The sequence below is a fragment of the Corynebacterium segmentosum genome (genome assembly GCF_900637825.1).
Lineage (GTDB): Bacteria > Actinomycetota > Actinomycetes > Mycobacteriales > Mycobacteriaceae > Corynebacterium > Corynebacterium accolens.
On the sequence record NZ_LR134408.1, the window covers coordinates 493,042 to 508,304 of the forward strand.

Annotated in this window: 13 protein-coding genes; 7 read left to right on the forward strand and 6 right to left on the reverse strand. The window is 62.5% G+C overall.

Annotation, left to right across the window (positions count from 1 at the left end):
- Positions 1 to 8 precede the first annotated feature (8 nt).
- Together EL217_RS02480 and EL217_RS02485 are read left to right on the forward strand one after the other, a co-directional pair.
- A complete protein-coding gene (locus EL217_RS02480; RefSeq protein WP_005281476.1) occupies positions 9 to 617 on the forward strand; it encodes a sigma-70 family RNA polymerase sigma factor in 609 nt (202 codons plus the stop codon).
- Positions 614 to 1,225: an anti-sigma factor gene (locus EL217_RS02485; RefSeq protein ID WP_005277283.1), complete on the forward strand. Its 612-nt coding sequence runs from the start codon at positions 614 to 616 to the stop codon at positions 1,223 to 1,225. Before EL217_RS02480 ends, EL217_RS02485 begins: the two co-directional genes overlap by 4 nt.
- On the opposite strand, the gene EL217_RS02490 is transcribed toward EL217_RS02485, so the two are convergent.
- A complete protein-coding gene (locus EL217_RS02490; protein ID WP_005277286.1) occupies positions 1,222 to 1,446 on the reverse strand; it encodes a hypothetical protein in 225 nt (74 codons plus the stop codon). The genes EL217_RS02485 and EL217_RS02490 overlap by 4 nt on opposite strands.
- Positions 1,447 to 1,667: 221 nt before the next feature.
- Here EL217_RS02490 and EL217_RS02495 point away from each other — a divergent pair, with 221 nt between their 5' ends.
- The 3 genes from EL217_RS02495 to EL217_RS02505 are packed head-to-tail and all read left to right on the forward strand — an operon-like array spanning position 1,668 to position 5,710.
- The gene (locus tag EL217_RS02495) at positions 1,668 to 4,229 is read left to right on the forward strand and encodes a nitric-oxide reductase large subunit (protein ID WP_126318377.1); all 2,562 of its coding nucleotides are present in this window, start codon (positions 1,668 to 1,670) and stop codon (positions 4,227 to 4,229) included.
- A complete protein-coding gene (locus EL217_RS02500) occupies positions 4,229 to 4,873 on the forward strand; it encodes a hypothetical protein (RefSeq protein WP_005277290.1) in 645 nt (214 codons plus the stop codon). Before EL217_RS02495 ends, EL217_RS02500 begins: the two co-directional genes overlap by 1 nt.
- Entirely contained in the window at positions 4,874 to 5,710 is an 837-nt protein-coding gene (locus EL217_RS02505) for an SPFH domain-containing protein (protein ID WP_005277292.1), read from the forward strand.
- 4 nt (positions 5,711 to 5,714) lie between these two features.
- Here the strand turns inward: EL217_RS02505 and EL217_RS02510 are convergent, their stop codons facing one another.
- Together EL217_RS02510 and EL217_RS02515 are read right to left on the reverse strand one after the other, a co-directional pair.
- Entirely contained in the window at positions 5,715 to 5,912 is a 198-nt protein-coding gene (locus EL217_RS02510; RefSeq protein ID WP_005277293.1) for a hypothetical protein, read from the reverse strand.
- 37 nt (positions 5,913 to 5,949) lie between these two features.
- Positions 5,950 to 7,266 (reverse strand): PLP-dependent aminotransferase family protein, encoded by a 1,317-nt coding sequence (locus EL217_RS02515; RefSeq protein WP_126318379.1) that lies wholly within the window; start codon positions 7,264 to 7,266, stop codon positions 5,950 to 5,952.
- Positions 7,267 to 7,347: 81 nt separating this feature from the next.
- Here EL217_RS02515 and pdxS point away from each other — a divergent pair, with 81 nt between their 5' ends.
- Together pdxS and pdxT are read left to right on the forward strand one after the other, a co-directional pair.
- Positions 7,348 to 8,235, forward strand: a complete 888-nt coding sequence (gene pdxS, locus EL217_RS02520) for a pyridoxal 5'-phosphate synthase lyase subunit PdxS (protein WP_126318381.1) — start codon at positions 7,348 to 7,350, stop codon at positions 8,233 to 8,235.
- A gap of 61 nt (positions 8,236 to 8,296) precedes the next feature.
- Positions 8,297 to 8,854, forward strand: a complete 558-nt coding sequence (gene pdxT, locus EL217_RS02525) for a pyridoxal 5'-phosphate synthase glutaminase subunit PdxT (protein ID WP_420026258.1) — start codon at positions 8,297 to 8,299, stop codon at positions 8,852 to 8,854.
- Here the strand turns inward: pdxT and EL217_RS02530 are convergent.
- The 3 genes from EL217_RS02530 to EL217_RS02540 form a co-directional block, all read right to left on the reverse strand.
- Positions 8,851 to 10,920, reverse strand: coding sequence for a M3 family metallopeptidase (locus tag EL217_RS02530; protein ID WP_126318383.1), 2,070 nt, complete (start codon positions 10,918 to 10,920; stop codon positions 8,851 to 8,853). The two genes, pdxT and EL217_RS02530, sit on opposite strands and share 4 nt — an antisense overlap.
- Before the next feature lie 55 nt (positions 10,921 to 10,975).
- Positions 10,976 to 12,388: a PepSY-associated TM helix domain-containing protein gene (locus tag EL217_RS02535; RefSeq protein WP_126318385.1), complete on the reverse strand. Its 1,413-nt coding sequence runs from the start codon at positions 12,386 to 12,388 to the stop codon at positions 10,976 to 10,978.
- A gap of 598 nt (positions 12,389 to 12,986) precedes the next feature.
- A complete protein-coding gene (locus EL217_RS02540) occupies positions 12,987 to 15,200 on the reverse strand; it encodes an NADP-dependent isocitrate dehydrogenase (protein ID WP_126318387.1) in 2,214 nt (737 codons plus the stop codon).
- Positions 15,201 to 15,263 lie beyond the last annotated feature (63 nt).

Here is a 15,263-nt window from a genome sequence, read left to right on the forward strand (position 1 = left end):
TCGCCGTTATGCCCGCCCGACTGCTGGAGGTAAACTCACACCCTGTGTCTACGCTCACTCCCGACGACCACGCGCGATTAAACCGCCTCTTGACGGCGTCCGCCGCGGGGGATAAGCGTGCCTTCAGCCAGTTCTACGACGCCCTCGCGCCGACCATTTACAGCGTCTGCCTGCACGTTCTGCGCAATCAGGCGTTGGCGGAGGAAGTGGCCCAGGACGTCTTTGTTGAGGTGTGGACTAAGGCCGTGCACTTCGATCCGGAGAAGGGGACGGCGCGTTCGTGGGCGGGGCGGATTGCGCATGGGCGGGCCGTCGATAAGCTGCGCAGCCATGTTGCCAGCGTGGAGCGGGATGACCGCGAAGCCGCGCTTGCCGATGCCGCCTTTCACCTAGACATCGAAGATGAAGCCCTCAGCAATGTGGAATCGCAGCGTTTGCGCGCGGCCGTCGACGAGATTGGCGAGCCGCACCGCACGGCCGTGATGCTTGCATTCTTTGCTGGATTAACCCGCGCCGAATTGGCAGAATCAACAAATGTACCGATTGGTACGGCGAAGACGCGCGTGCGCGATGGTGTGCAGAAACTAAAACTTATACTCGGGAAGGAGGGGAAATGAGCAACACTCACGAGTTTTCTGAAGCGGAGTTTGATGATTTCCTCGATTCCCTTCCTGAGATCGATCCGCCGCCCGAGATGAAGGACAAGGTGTTTTCCTCCCTCGATGCGGAGGCCGAGGTGGTGGAGCTGCCGCGCCGGCGCTGGCGGGCTTTTGTTGCGGTCCCCGCGGCCGCGGCCGTTTTGATTGCCGGTGTGGTGTTGTGGATTCCCCACCAGGATGGAGAAGACGCTGGTGAGGACAATACCGTGGTGGCAGAATCGCCTGGTAAGGAGTCCATGCACCACATCATGGAGGCCGACGACCTGATTCAAGGAAAGGCCGATGCCTCAGGCGCGCGGTTGGATATCGTGTCCTCGGCCTCGATGGGTAAATCCGGCGCGATGGTCGATGGCCAGCCCGAGCTGAAGGAAGGCATGGGCGCGCAGGTGTGGGCGATTTCCGAGGATAAAACGATGACCTCGGCCGGCGTCATCGGCCAAGACCCGCACGACGGTGTGTGGATGCCCTTTGAGAGTAATGCCGTCAAGGTCATGGTGACGGAGGAGCCCGCCGCAGGCAGTGCGGAACCTACGGGGCGCACGCTCGTCGAGGTGCGCCTGAGCTAGCGATCCTCGCTTGCGGATTCCTTTTCTGGCTTGCGCTGAAACAGGTACCAGATTCCGAGGATCGCGCCGAAGAGCAGGAGTGATGATGCGATGAAAACCATCGCGATCACCATTGTGCGGTGCGGATCGTTTAAGAAAATCATGCAGACGATGGCGGCGAGGAAAATCGCAGCGAAAAAAGTGATGAGCCAATTGCGCTTGGTGTGCTCTGCGAATGTCATGCATTAATTGTTACGGAAAAACCGGGGGTAAACAAGCTGGGTGGGAATTTTGGGGGCGGAACCCGGCTATATGGTGCACCGATTTTCCCAACAGTGCCCGCGTGAGGGCCGGCCGATGAGGGTGAATGGGGGTAGGTGCTTGTTGTTCGACTATTTAACACCGCTTTGTCCGTTCATAATGATGTATGTCGAACTCTCTAGAACTGTGAAAAGGATGCATTATGGCCACCACTACTGGGGCTGAGGATCGGAAGAAACCGGTCCTCAAGGTGAGCAACGTGTGGGTGCAGGGTATCGCCCTTGTCATGATCTTTGGCTTTTTGGTCATGGGATTTTTGGCGTACCGCACCTATGACGCATCCATGCCGTTGCCGGAAAAGATTGTCTCCGAATCCACGGGCGAAACGGTCCTCACCAAGGACGAAATCACTAACGGCCAGGCGCTGTACCAGGCCCGCGGCCTGCAGCAATACGGTTCCGTGCTGGGGCACGGTGCCTACCTGGGCCCTGACTATACGGCGGAGTACCTGCGCCGCGCCCTCGACCATGCCCGCGAGGAAAATGACGCGAACGGTATCCCCGATTTCGTTGATTCCTCCGCCACTCCCGAAGAGGCCGTGGTTGAAGAATTCCGCACCAACCGCTATGACGAAGAAACGGGCGTGCTGGAGTGGACCGATAACCAGATTTCGGCATTCGAGGCCAATAAGGACTACTACGCCCAGTACTTTGGCCCCGATTCCCACAATAGTGGCTTGCCGTCGGACTTTATTACCGATGAGCAAGACATCAATAACCTCGTTGGTTTCTTCGGCTGGACCGCGTGGGCTTCGGCGGCAGAGCGTCCGGGCCATGACTATTCCTATACCAATAACTGGCCAGCGGAATCGCGAGTGGACAACGGTCCGACCGCGGATCTAGTGGTGTGGTCGGTGCTCTCGCTCATCGCGCTCATCGGCGGTACCGGCCTGATCTTTGCGATTTACGGACGGTGGTCCAAGTCCATCGGTTGGCATTCGGAAGAAGCGCCGAACCTGGACTTTAAGCAGCCGGGCGAGGTCGGGCTGACCAAGTCGCAGAAGGTGGTGGCCTGGTTTGTTCTGGTCATCGCGTTGCTGTTCTTGATTCAGGCGCTGCTGGGTGCGGCCAGCCAGCACTATCGCACCGAGCTCACCGGTTTCTTCGGCATCCCGCTGCAAGAAATCCTGCCGTATAACGTCTCGCGCACCTGGCACGTGCAGCTCTCCCTCCTATGGACCGCCGGCGGGCTTTTGGCGGCCGGCATCTTCCTGGCCTCGTTCGTGGGCAAGAAGGAACCGAAGAAGCAGGATTGGCTCGTATGGTTCCTGCTCGGCGCCATCGCGGTCGTGGTCTTTGGCTCCATGGCCTTTGAATGGCTTTCTACCATGGGCTACATCGAAGAGGGCACGCTATTTTCCCAGCAATGGGAATACCTGGACCTGCCGCGCTTCTTCCAGGTACTGCTTACCATCGGCATGTTCGTGTGGATTGGCATTATCTACCGACAGCTGCGCGGCCGCCTGAAAAACGAGCACAAGTCCAATATGCCGTGGCTCTTCTTCTTTGCCGGCCTGGCCATCCCAGCGTTCTACGCAGTGGGCAACCTGGCGGGATCGGAAACCCACATCTCCGTCGCAGAGTTCTGGCGCTTCTGGGTGGTTCACCTGTGGGTGGAAGACTTCCTCGAGCTATTTACCACCGTCATGGTGGCCTACGTCTTCGTCCTGCTCGGCGTGGTTCGCGAAAAGATCGCCCTGGGCATCATCTTCTTGGACGTCATCCTCTATTCCACCGGTGGCGTGCTGGGCACGATGCACCACCTGTACTTCTCGGGCACCCCGGTCGAGCACATGGCCCTGGGCGCATTCTTCTCGGCCGCAGAGGTCGTGCCGCTGACCCTGTTGACCGTTGAGGCATGGACCTTCATGCAGCTGGGCTCCCGCCAACGCGCCTCGGGCGAGCGCCCCTTCCCGCACCGCTGGGCAGTCATGTTCCTGGTCTCCGTCGGTTTCTGGAACTTCTTGGGCGCGGGTATCTTCGGCTTCCTGGTCAACCTGCCCATCGTGTCCTACTACGAAATCGGCACGGCGCTTACCGCAAACCACGCCCACGGCGCGATGATGGGCGTCTACGGCTTCCTGGCCGTGGGTCTGTCGGTCTTTGCGCTGCGCTACCTCATCCCCAAGGATAAGTGGTCCGATAAGGCCATGGGCTGGGCCTTCTGGCTGCAAAACCTGGGCCTGCTCTGGATGGTGGTCATTTCGCTCCTGCCGCTGGGCATCATGCAGCTCTACGAATCCGTCGGATCGGGCTACGTGGAAGCGCGGTCGCTGGGCTATATCACCCAGCCCGGCAACTTCATCATGGAATGGCTGCGCCTGCCTGGCGATGTCATGTTCCTCCTCGGCGTCCTGCCCTTCCTCTGGATGGCGCTGCGTGGCGTGCTCTACAAGAAGGAGATCCCAACGGTGGAGGAGCACCCAACCAACCCGCTGTTTAGCATCATCACCCCGGACGAGGACGACCACGCGGGCGAGGTCCCCGTGGGTTCCTCGGTGGGGCTGGTTTCGGGCGGCAAGGGGCGCGTCGACAAGCGCAGCTCCACGGGCCGGCGCTACGGGTACATCGATGAGCGCGGTGCCTTCGTTGAGGAGGAAGATCCCGACGCCGAGCGCGGCGATTCCGCCACCGCGCCGCGCCAGGAATTTGAATCGCGCACCAAGTGGGGCGGTACCTACCGCTCGGATAAGAAGGACGACTAATGCCGGGTGCATTTACCGTATTATCCGCGTGCTACGGGCTCTTCCTGCTCGCAGTGGCCTGGGTATTCGACCTGCTCGCGCAACAAACCGCCAACCGCACCATGTCCAACCAATCCGGCACGTTCCGGTACTTGGAAGACCACGATGCTTGGCGATGCCCCGAAGATCACTGGCTCTGGCCCTCCAGCTTCGACCCGGAAAACCGCGTCATGCGCTACCGTGCGAACCCGACCGTGTGCAATACCTGCCCGGTCAAGCAACAGTGCACGGTCTCGCACCACGGCCGAGAGGTCACGCGTCAGTTGGACCCGTGGCCGCACTCGGATTCGGGGCGCTTCCACCGCGGCATCGCGCTGGCAGTGGCGGCGATGGGCTACCTGCTGCCGCTGGCCTCGCTAATTAGCCACCATTCGCCATCGGAGGTGGCGTTGACGCTGGCCACGGTGCTCATCATTACCGGATTCGGCGTGTACCCGCTGGCCCGCCACCTGTGGAATACGCCCTCGAACGCGCCGCAGCTTGTGGTGCCGGAGATGGATAACCGCGAGGCGGAATTGGCCGCGCAGGTCGATCGCTATGGTTCGAAGTACGGAAAATCCACGCGCTATCGCTCGGTGCGTCAAGAACTGGAAGGGGAAGTCTAAGTGTCCGCTCCCGTATTCTGGCCGATCGTCATCGGCATCATTATCGCTCTCATCGGGGTGTTTTTGTCCTACTCGCTCAAGGTGATTAAGCAGTATGAGCGGGGCGTGACCTTCCGCTTTGGCCACCTGCGGCCGATGCTGGAGCCGGGGCTGCATTTCTTGCTGCCGGGCATCGATAAGCTGGAGCGCGTGGATTTGCGCGTGGTGACGCTGACGATTCCGCCGCAGGAAATCATCACTAAGGACAACGTGTCCGTGCGCGTGAATGCGGTGGTCATGTTCGAGGTCACCGATTCGAGCAAGGCGGTCCTCGAGGTAGAAAACTACGCCGTGGCCACCTCGCAGATTGCGCAGACCACCCTGCGTTCGCTTTTGGGGCGGGCAAGCCTCGATGATTTGCTGGCCCACCGCGAGGAGCTCAACGAGGACCTAGCGGCGATCATCAACGGCCAAACCGAACGGTGGGGAGTGCTCACCCGCATCGTGGAAATCAAGGACGTAGAGATCCCAGAGATGATGCAGCGCGCCCTAGCGCGCGAGGCTGAGGCGGAGCGCGAGCGCCGCGCCAAGGTCATTTCGGCCCACGGTGAGCTGCAGTCTTCCCGCGAGCTGCGCGAGGCAGCCGAGGAGCTGGGCAAGGCCCCGGCGGCGCTGCAGCTGCGCTACCTACAAACGGTGCTGGAGCTCGGCGCGGACCAAAACTCCACCATCGTCTTCCCGCTGCCCATAGACATCATGGGTGGGTTCATGGAAAACCTGGGCACCTTTAATAAGGGATTTAAGGAATTCAGCGAGAGCTTCTCGCAGGCGGTAAATACGGAAAAGCCTGCGGACTAGGTATTTAAGAATGCGGCCCCTGCTCAGCGGAGGGGCCGTTTTTCTGTGCCTCTCGAAGCTGCGCGATGGCCTGCGAATTCTGCTTAATATCATTGGAATTACGCGCGACCTGCACGATTAAATAAATGACACCGGCTATAAGTCCGATGTAGATAGCTAGCGGGATGAGCATGAGCAGAAGTTCGAGCGGGCCAAGCGTCATTCTTACGTCTTTCTGTGCGAGGGCATTTAAATTCAGGCTAACATTCGCGTTGCGCGGCGGCGACCGCGCTCAGGCTGTGGCGCAGGTCGTCATCGCTTAAATGACCAAAACCTAAAACGACGCCGTCTTCGGCGTCCACGCCGCCCCAGTATTCGCGTAGCGGGGTCAGCTTAATGCCGCGGGCGGCGGCGCGCGGGACGATAGCCGGGTCGCACAGCAAAACCGCATGCAGGCCGCCGTTGATGGGCAACAGGCGTGCGTCGGGGAGAGATCCCAGGGCATCGGCCACGAGGTCGCGGCGGCGCTTATAGGTCCGGCGCATGCGGCCGGTGTGGCGCCGCAGCGCCCCGCTGGCCAGGTAATGGGCGAGCGCGGCCTGCGGGATGGTGCCGACCGGCTGGCCAAAGATTTCGCGCTGCTTGTCGATGCCCCCGCGCAGCCCATCCGGGACCACCACATAGCCACAGGCGATGGACGGCGAAATCACGGTGGAAAAGGTACCGAGCAGCACGGTGCGCTCTGGGGCGAGCGCAGCGAGCGCGGGCAGCGGCTGACCCACGTAGCGCAGCTCGGAATCGAAGTCATCCTCGATGAGTAAAGCGCCGTTCTGGCGGGCCCAGGCCACGAGTTCGGCGCGGCGTTCGGCCGGCAGCGACGCGCCATACGGATACTGGTGGCTTGGGGTCACGATCAGCGCGTCGAGGTCGGTATCGGGCACGGTAACGCCATCGGCATCGGTGGGCACGTTCACCAGCTCATGGCCAAGCGCCTGAGGAACGCGCCGCAGGCTGGGGTAACCGGGCGATTCGACGCCGACGCGCAGCGCGGTACCGAGCGTGCGCAGCACTAAGGCCAGGCCATCGCGGGCACCGGCGGTGATGACGATGCGCCGCGGATCTACCCGCAGCCCGCGCATGTGGCGCAGGTGGTTGGCTATGTGGTGGGGGAGCGGGGTGGCATCGGAAAGCGGCTGGGCGGCGGCATCGCGCCAGGCGGCGCGCCATTCGGGGGTGATGATGCCGGCGGTATCGGGCAGACCGGGCGTCAGTTCCAGCAGGTTGGGCGCGGGAGTGGGCTGCGGCGCGGGCTCGGGGCGTGGCGGCGGGCTGTGGGGCAGGCGGGGATTGATGACGGTACCGGAGCCGACCTCGGCGCTGAGGTAGCCCTCGGCCGTGAGCTGCTCATACGCAGTAACGACGCTGCCGCGGGAGACGCCGAGCTGGGTGGCCAGCGCGCGGGTGGAGGGGACGGGTTCGCCGGGCAGCAGGGCGCCGGAGGTGACATCGGCGCGCACGGCGGCGGCGATTTGTACCGGCAGGGCGCGCGTATCGGCGGGGTCGAAGCGCAGGGGCATGAAAACAGTATAAGTGGTACAACCCAACACGCGGGAAATGGTTCTTTACTTGTACCACTTCGGCAGGGCAGTATAGAGCGCATGACCGAAAACATTGCGACCACGCGCGTGAAACGTGGACTAGCTGACATGCTCAAGGGCGGCGTCATCATGGACGTCGTAACCCCGGAACAGGCGCGCATCGCCGAGGATGCGGGCGCGAGCGCCGTCATGGCACTTGAGCGCGTGCCTGCCGATATCCGCGCCCAGGGCGGCGTGGCCCGCATGTCCGATCCGGAGCTTATCGAGGGCATCGTCGACGCCGTATCCATCCCCGTGATGGCGAAGGCGCGCATCGGCCACTTCGTCGAGGCACAGATTCTGGGCGAGCTCGGCGTGGACTTCATCGATGAGTCCGAGGTGCTCAGCCCAGCCGATTACGTCAACCACATCAATAAGTGGGACTTCGACGTGCCGTTCGTGTGCGGCGCGACCAACTTGGGCGAGGCCCTGCGCCGTATCACCGAGGGCGCGGCCATGATTCGCTCCAAGGGCGAAGCCGGCACCGGCGATGTCTCCGAGGCCGTCAAGCACCTGCGCACTATTCGCGCGGAAATCGCCCGCCTGCAGCACCTCGACCGCGACGAGCTGTACGTCGCCGCCAAGGAACTCCAGGCGCCGTATGACCTGGTTGCGGAGGTTGCGGAGACCGGCAAGCTGCCGGTCGTCCTCTTCGTTGCCGGCGGCGTGGCCACGCCTGCCGATGCCGCCCTCGTCCGCCAGATGGGCGCCGAAGGCGTCTTCGTGGGCTCCGGCATCTTCAAATCCGGTAACCCGTCGGCGCGCGCGGAGGCCATCGTGAAAGCCGCCACGCTTTACGATGACCCCGCCGAGCTCGCCAAGCTCTCCCGCGGCCTGGGCGAGGCCATGGTCGGCATCAATGTCGGCGATGTGCCGGCACCGCACCGCCTGGCCGAGCGCGGCTGGTAATCGCGTGGCACACCCAGAAGAAGCAAGCGCCACGATCGGCGTGCTCGCGCTGCAGGGAGGCGTGGAAGAGCACCTGCGCATCCTCGAAGGCCTGGGGGCGGACACGCGCCGGGTGCGCGTGCCGCGCGACCTTGAAGGCCTGGATGGGCTGGTGATTCCGGGCGGGGAGTCGAGTGTCATCGACAAGCTCGCCCGCACCTTCGGCGTGGCAGGTCCGCTGCGCGAGGCCGTGAACCACGGCCTTCCCGTGCTTGCTACCTGCGCCGGGCTGATTTATTGCGCCCGCGATCTGGATAACCCCTCGCCGGGCCAGCAGACCCTGGGGCTGCTCGATATCACCGTGCGGCGCAATGCCTTTGGCAACCAGCGCTTTTCCGCTGAGCGCACCGTGCCGGTCGTGGTCGGGGAAGAAACGCTGCCCATCGAGGCGAGCTTCATCCGCGCCCCGCTGGTCACCCGCGTGGGCGAGGGCGTGGAGGTCATCGCGACCGTGCCGCGCGACGGCGCGGAGGAGGCGGTCGTCGGCGTGCGCCACGGCGCCGTCACCGCTTTGAGCTTTCACCCGGAAGAAAACGATGAGGCGCGCGTGCACGCCGCCTGGCTGGACAGTATCCGCTAGACGCCGGAGAGGCCGCGGCGCTTGAGCAGCGGCGCGACGTCCTTATCGCGCCCGCGGAAGTCGCGGTAGGCCGCGCCGAAATCGCGGGAGGCGCCCCGAGAGAGGATGAGGTCCCGGAACTTTTGTCCTGCGGCGCGCAGATCGCTTTGTTCCTTGAACCACTCGAAGCCATCGGCATCGAGCGCCTCCGCCCACAGGTAGGAGTAGTAGCCCGCGGAGTAGCCGCCGGCGAAGATATGGTTGAAATATGTCGATCGGTAGCGTGGGGCGATGTGCGGGTTATCTAACCCCACCGCGCGCAGGGCCTCCTCCTCGAATGCGTCCACGGCCTCAGGAGTGGCCTCCAGCGTTGCGGCGTCCTTGGCGCTGAGCGAATGCCACGCCAAATCGATAATGGAGGCCGCCAAGTACTCCGAGGTGGCAAAGCCCTGGCCAAACTCGGAGGCGGCGGTCACGGCATCGAGCAGCTCATCGGGGATCGGTTCGCCGGTGTCGACGTGGCGCGCATACTGCTTGACCAGTTGCTTATCCAGCGCCCAGTTCTCATTGATTTGCGAGGGGAACTCCACCCAGTCGCGCGGGACGTTGGTGCCGGCGAAGGTGGGGTAGTGGACATCGGAAAGCAGCCCGTGCAAGGCGTGGCCGAATTCGTGGAAGAGGGTGTGCACCTCGTCCAGGCTCAGCAGGGGCTGGGAACCATCGGCGGGCTTGGTAATGCCCAGCACGTTGACGATGACCGGCTTGCGCTCCAGCAGGCCTGACTGGCCCACGAACTGGCTCATCCACGCGCCACCGCGCTTGGTGGGGCGGCCGAAGTAATCCGTGAGCAGCAGGCCAATTCCCTTATCGCCGTGCTCGACGTTATCTTCGTGTTCGTCATTTTCTCCGTGCTCGACACCCTTGTCGAGCACCTCCCAGACGCGCACGCCCTCGGCATAGCCCTCCAGGTCCTCGCGCGGGGCAACGGTAATGCCGTACAGGCGCTCGGCAGCAGCGAATACGCCCTGGGTAAGGACCTTGTCCAGGGGGAAGTACTGGCGCAGTTCCTCCTCGTCGAGCGAGAAGTCGCGGGCGCGGACCTTGGATTCCCAGTAGGGCCAGTCGGCGGCGTGGAAGTCTTGCTCGTTGAGCGTGGCTTCCTCGGCTAGCAGCTTGTGCTCGCCGGCGGCATTGGCCGCGGCGGCGGGAGCGAGGTCTGCGAGCATGTCGCGCGCGGCGTCGGCGCTGCCAGCGGTTTCTTCCGCGATCACGTAATCGGCGTGGGAGGCATAGCCCAGCAGCTCGGCGCGCTCGGCGCGCAGCTGGACGGCCTCGATAAGCCCTGGAATGTTGTTCTCGGAGCCCCTGCTTGCCGATGCCGCATAGAGCTTCTTCCGCGCCCCCTCCCGAGCCAGGCGGGACTGCTCCGATTGCACGGTAGGCAGCTCGAGCGGGATGACGTAGCCTTCGCGGCCTAGGGCCTTGGCATCCGCCTTGGCTGAGGCGATGCGTTCCGGCGGCAGGCCCTCGAGCTCTTCCTCCGTGAACTCGACGGCGCGCTCGCGCGTGGAGGCCATGAGATTGCGGCCGAATTCCTCCGATAGGGCGGACAGGCGCTGGTTGATATCGGAGAGGCGGGCCTTGCCGGCGGCATCGAGATCCGCTCCCTGGCGCGCAAAGGTGCGTAGCAGGTGTTCGTGCAGGCGCGCGCCCTCCTCATCGCCGGCGGGCGGGGTAGCGTCCTTGATGCGCTGATAGAGCTTTTCGTCCTGGTACATCGCGTCGTAGTGGGCGGACAGGCGCGGATAGATATCGGCGGCGATCTCTTCCATCTCATCGGTGACGTCCGTGCCAGAAAGATTGCCAAAGACCGACATCACGCGGTCGAGGTCCTGGCCGGAACGCTCGAGGGCCTCCACGGTGTTTTCCCACGTGGGGGCGGCGGTGTTTTCGGTAATGGCGGTGAGCTCGGCGTCGTGGCGCGCGAGCGCTTCGTCGAAAGCGGGGCGGTAGTGCTCGACCTTAATCTCCGCAAACGGCGGGAGTTGGTAGGGCAACGATGAAGGGTGGAGTAATGGATTAGTCATAAATGACCAATGTACCCATTAACTCCACCCTCTGTGATGGCTTTCACTAAGAAGGCTAGCCCACCGTTACTAGCTCCGCGTCTTCATCCTGCTCCTTCTGCGGCGGCGTGGCCTTTCGCTTTCCGGTATTCATCACGATGATGTCTAGTACGAGGAATGCGGCAAGGGTAATGCCCAAAAGCGGTATAAATACACCGACGGTTGCGGCAAAGAGAGCGCCCAGGCCGGTGGTGGCCCAGGAGAAGTGCCGCTTGGAGCCAGGTGTAAATTGCGGCCGGCGCTTCCACCACATGTAGTAGCCCAGAACAACCATGGCGGCAATGGCGAGGCCGAGGGCGAAGAGGGCAATCTGCAGCGGTAGGCCAAACATGATGCCCATGTGCAGGTAGATGCCCCAGCTGCTGAGCTTGCTAAATAGCGGCAGTTCGGAGAATGGCAGGCGGTCGATGACCTCGCCGGTGGAACCGTTGACGGAGACCTCATCGGAGGTATAGCGCCACTCGACCCAGCGCTCGCTCACCTTCCACCCCGAGTCGGTGTCCTCCGGGGCGTACAGGCGCAGCGGGCCCGTTAGTCCTTCCGCTCGGCCGGTGGCATAGACGCGCTCGGCCTGCTTGGCGATGACCTCCGGCTCCGGTGCCTCGCCCGGAGCTTCCGCATCCCCACCGTGAGCGCCGTGGGCACCGTGGCCTTCGTGCCCGGCGTGGGCATCGTGTGTGGCATCGGTGGTGAGCGCGGTTTCTACCGGCGTGGCCTTCCAGTTCATCTTCTCCACCACGGAATTGACGTTCTCGCCGGCGAGCTGGGACCAGGTGATGCCGGTAGCGGACAGGCCAATGAGCCCGATGAAAATCCATGCGCCCATCGTGGAGTGCAGGCGGGTGGCCTTCCAACGCTTGGATCGCTGTGGCTGCTTCTTCAGCGGCGCGGCCGCCTTCTTGGGCCGGCGGCGAATCCACCACATGTAGAGCCCGCCGCAGGCCAGGACCCACAGCCAGGAGGCGGCTAGCTCGGAATAGAGCTCGCCCGGCTGGCCCAGGTGGAAGCTTTCATGCAGCGAGGAGATCCAGCGGCGCAGCGGCATTTCGCCCAGGCCAGAATAAGTGGGGTAGTCACCAATGACCTCGCCATCGGCCGGGTTAATAAACACGGTGCGCTGCAGGCTCTCGTCGATGCCCGGATCCGCCACCAGCACGCGCGTGGAGTCCGTCGCCGATTCCGCCGGCCATACCTGGGAGACCGGCATATCCGGGTGCTCCTTTTGGGCAGCGCTGATTTGGTCCTCCAGGCTTACCGGGTTATTTACTTCCTCAACGGTCATGACGTCGCGGTAAGCAAATTTTTCCAGGGTCGGCGCCAGTGCATAGAGGCAGCCGGTCAATGCCGCGATCAGGATGAAGGGACCGACGAACATGCCGCCGTAGAAGTGTATGCGTTGGATGAAGGAACGCAGAGCCGTCCGACTCATAAAATAGTTCTCTTTCGTGCTTAGTGGTCAGATGCATGGGTGCTGATATCAACTGCACTAATAGTCGGAACTTAGGCAACCCTGGTTCCCGGAAGGTGAAAAAATTTTTTCAGTTGTGTGAAATTGAAGGAGCGAAAACGACGACACTGCGCGCCCCAGTGAAGGGAACGCGCGGTGAAAATTAGCTGGTGAAGAAGCTTTTACTTTCTCAGGCCATCGATGAAGTTGTTCCTGGTTTCCTCGGCTAGCCGCTTGTGCTCGCCTGCCGCGTAAAGAGTTTTTGCGGAACCCAATCCTTATGCTGCTCAGCTAGTACGGCGCCGACGAGGCGGAGGTCAGGTCCGTTGGATCGATATGATGGTCGCCCTATTGTGCACGGCCGTGAGGCTTACCACGAGCTCCACACCACGCTAGCGGGCGCAACCGTTTTGGCTTGAGAAGCAAGAAACGAGCAAGAAAAAGTTTGCGCAGGTAGATGGGTAGATTTGGTGATAAAAGCGGTTGTTTTGGCCGGATTTCGGCGAACGAAGCAAGAAAAGACCGCCTCGAACTCCGAGGAGTAATCGAGGCGGTCTGTGGCTAGAAACCTAACGCGGGTTTACTTCTTCAGGCCATCGATGATCTCGTTGAACTGTGCGACAGGGCGCATGACAGCGGAGGTCTTCTCGTCGTTGGGCCAGTAGTAGCCGCCGAGGTCGGCGGGCTCACCCTGGGCATCGATAAGAGCCTGGGAGATTTCATCGGCCTTGCCGGAAAGGTCGGAGGCGACGTCCTTGAAGGCGGCCGCGAGATCGGCATCCTCGGTCTGGTTAGCCAGCTCCTCGGCCCAGAAGGTGGCCAGGAAGAAGTGGGAACCGCGGTTGTCGTTCTCGCCCACCTTGCGGGATGGGGACTTGCCCTCATTGAGCAGGCGCTCGGTGGCCTTGTCCAGGGTGGTGGCCAGCACGCCGGCCTTCTCGTTGCCGTTGGTCTGGTTCTCGTGGCGGAAGGACTCGGCCAGCGCCAGGAACTCACCGAGGGAGTCCCAGCGCAGGTGGTTTTCTTCCTGCACCTGCTGGACGTGCTTCGGGGCGGAGCCGCCGGCACCGGTCTCGAAGAGGCCGCCGCCTGCCATCAATGGAACCACGGACAGCATCTTTGCGGAGGTACCCAGCTCGAGGATGGGGAAGAGGTCCGTGTTGTAGTCACGCAGCACGTTACCGGTCACGGAGATGGTGTCCTCGCCGCGGCGGATGCGCGAGATGGAGGTCTTGGTAGCGGTGACCGGATCCTGGATCTCAATGTCCAAGCCCTCGGTGTCGTGGTCCTTCAGGTACTTTTCCACCAGGGACTGGATATTGCGGTCGTGGCCGCGCTCTGGGTCGAGCCAGAAAATGGTCTTCATACCGGACAGGCGGGCGCGGTTGACGGCGAGCTTGACCCAATCCTGGATCGGCTCGTCCTTGGTCTGGCAGGCGCGCCAGATATCGCCGGCCTCGACGTCGTGCTCGATGAGCACCTCGCCCTTGGAATTGCGGACCTCAACGGTGCCGGCTGCCGGTACCTTGAAGGTCTTGTTGTGGGAGCCGTACTCCTCGGCCTTCTTGGCCATCAGGCCGACGTTCGGCACGGTACCCATGGTGGTGGGGTCGAAGGCGCCGTTTTCCTTGCAGTCCTCGATGACGGCCTGGTACACGCCGGCGTAGGAGGAGTCCGGGATGACGGCGAGGGTGTCCTGCTCCTCGTCGTTCTTATTCCACATGTGGCCGGAGGTGCGGATCATGGCCGGCATGGAGGCGTCAATGATGACATCGGAAGGCACGTGCAGGTTGGTGATGCCCTTGTGGGAGTTGACCATGGCGAGATCGGGGCCATCGGCAAGCGCGGTGTCGAAAGCAGCCTTGATCTCCTCGCCATTGTCGAGCTTGTCCAGGCCCTCCAGGATGGAGCCCAAGCCGTTCTCGCCGTTCAGGCCGGCGGAGATGAGCTCGTCGCCGTACTTATCAAAGACATCGGCGAAGTAGGTGCGCACGACGTGGCCGAAGAGGATGGGGTCAGAGACCTTCATCATGGTGGCCTTCAGGTGGGTGGAGAAGAGCACGCCCTCTTCCTTGGCGCGCTTGACCTGCTGTAGCAGGAACTCATCGAGGGCCTTGGCGGACATGAAGGTGCCGTCGATGACCTCGTCCTTAAGAACCGGCAGTTCCGGCAGCAGGGTCTGCTCGCCGTCAGCGGTCTTCAGTACGATGGACAGGGTATCTTCCTCGGGGATGATGACGGACTTCTCATTGTGGCGGAAGTCGTTATCGTCCATGGTGGCGACGTTGGTCTTGGAATCCTTGGACCACTCGCCCATGCGGTGGGGGTGCTTCTTAACAAAGTTCTTTACGGCCTCCGGCGCGCGGCGGTCGGAGTTACCTTCACGCAGGACGGGGTTAACGGCGGAGCCCTTGACGGAATCGTAGCGGGCCGCGATGTCCTTTTCCTCGTCAGTGGAGGGGTTATCCGGGTAATCAGGCAAGTCGTAGCCGGCGGCCTGCAGCTCGGCGATGGCCTTCTTCAGCTGCACCAGGGAAGCCGAGATATTCGGCAGCTTGATGATATTAGCCTCTGGGGTCTTGGCCATCTTGCCCAGCTCAGCCAGGGCGTCTTCCACCTTCTGGTCCTCGGTGAGGCGCTCCGGGAACTGCGCGGCGATGCGGGCAGCCAGGGAAATATCGCGGGTTTCTACGTCAATGCCCGCGGTGGAAGCGAAGGCCTCCACGATGGGCTTGAGGGAATAGGTCGCCAGAAGCGGCGCCTCATCGGTACGGGTCCACGTAATCTTAGCCATGATTCTCCTATTAAATGTGGGAAAATTTCTTCAGGTGACCAGATTACCGATTTTGTCCGCTCC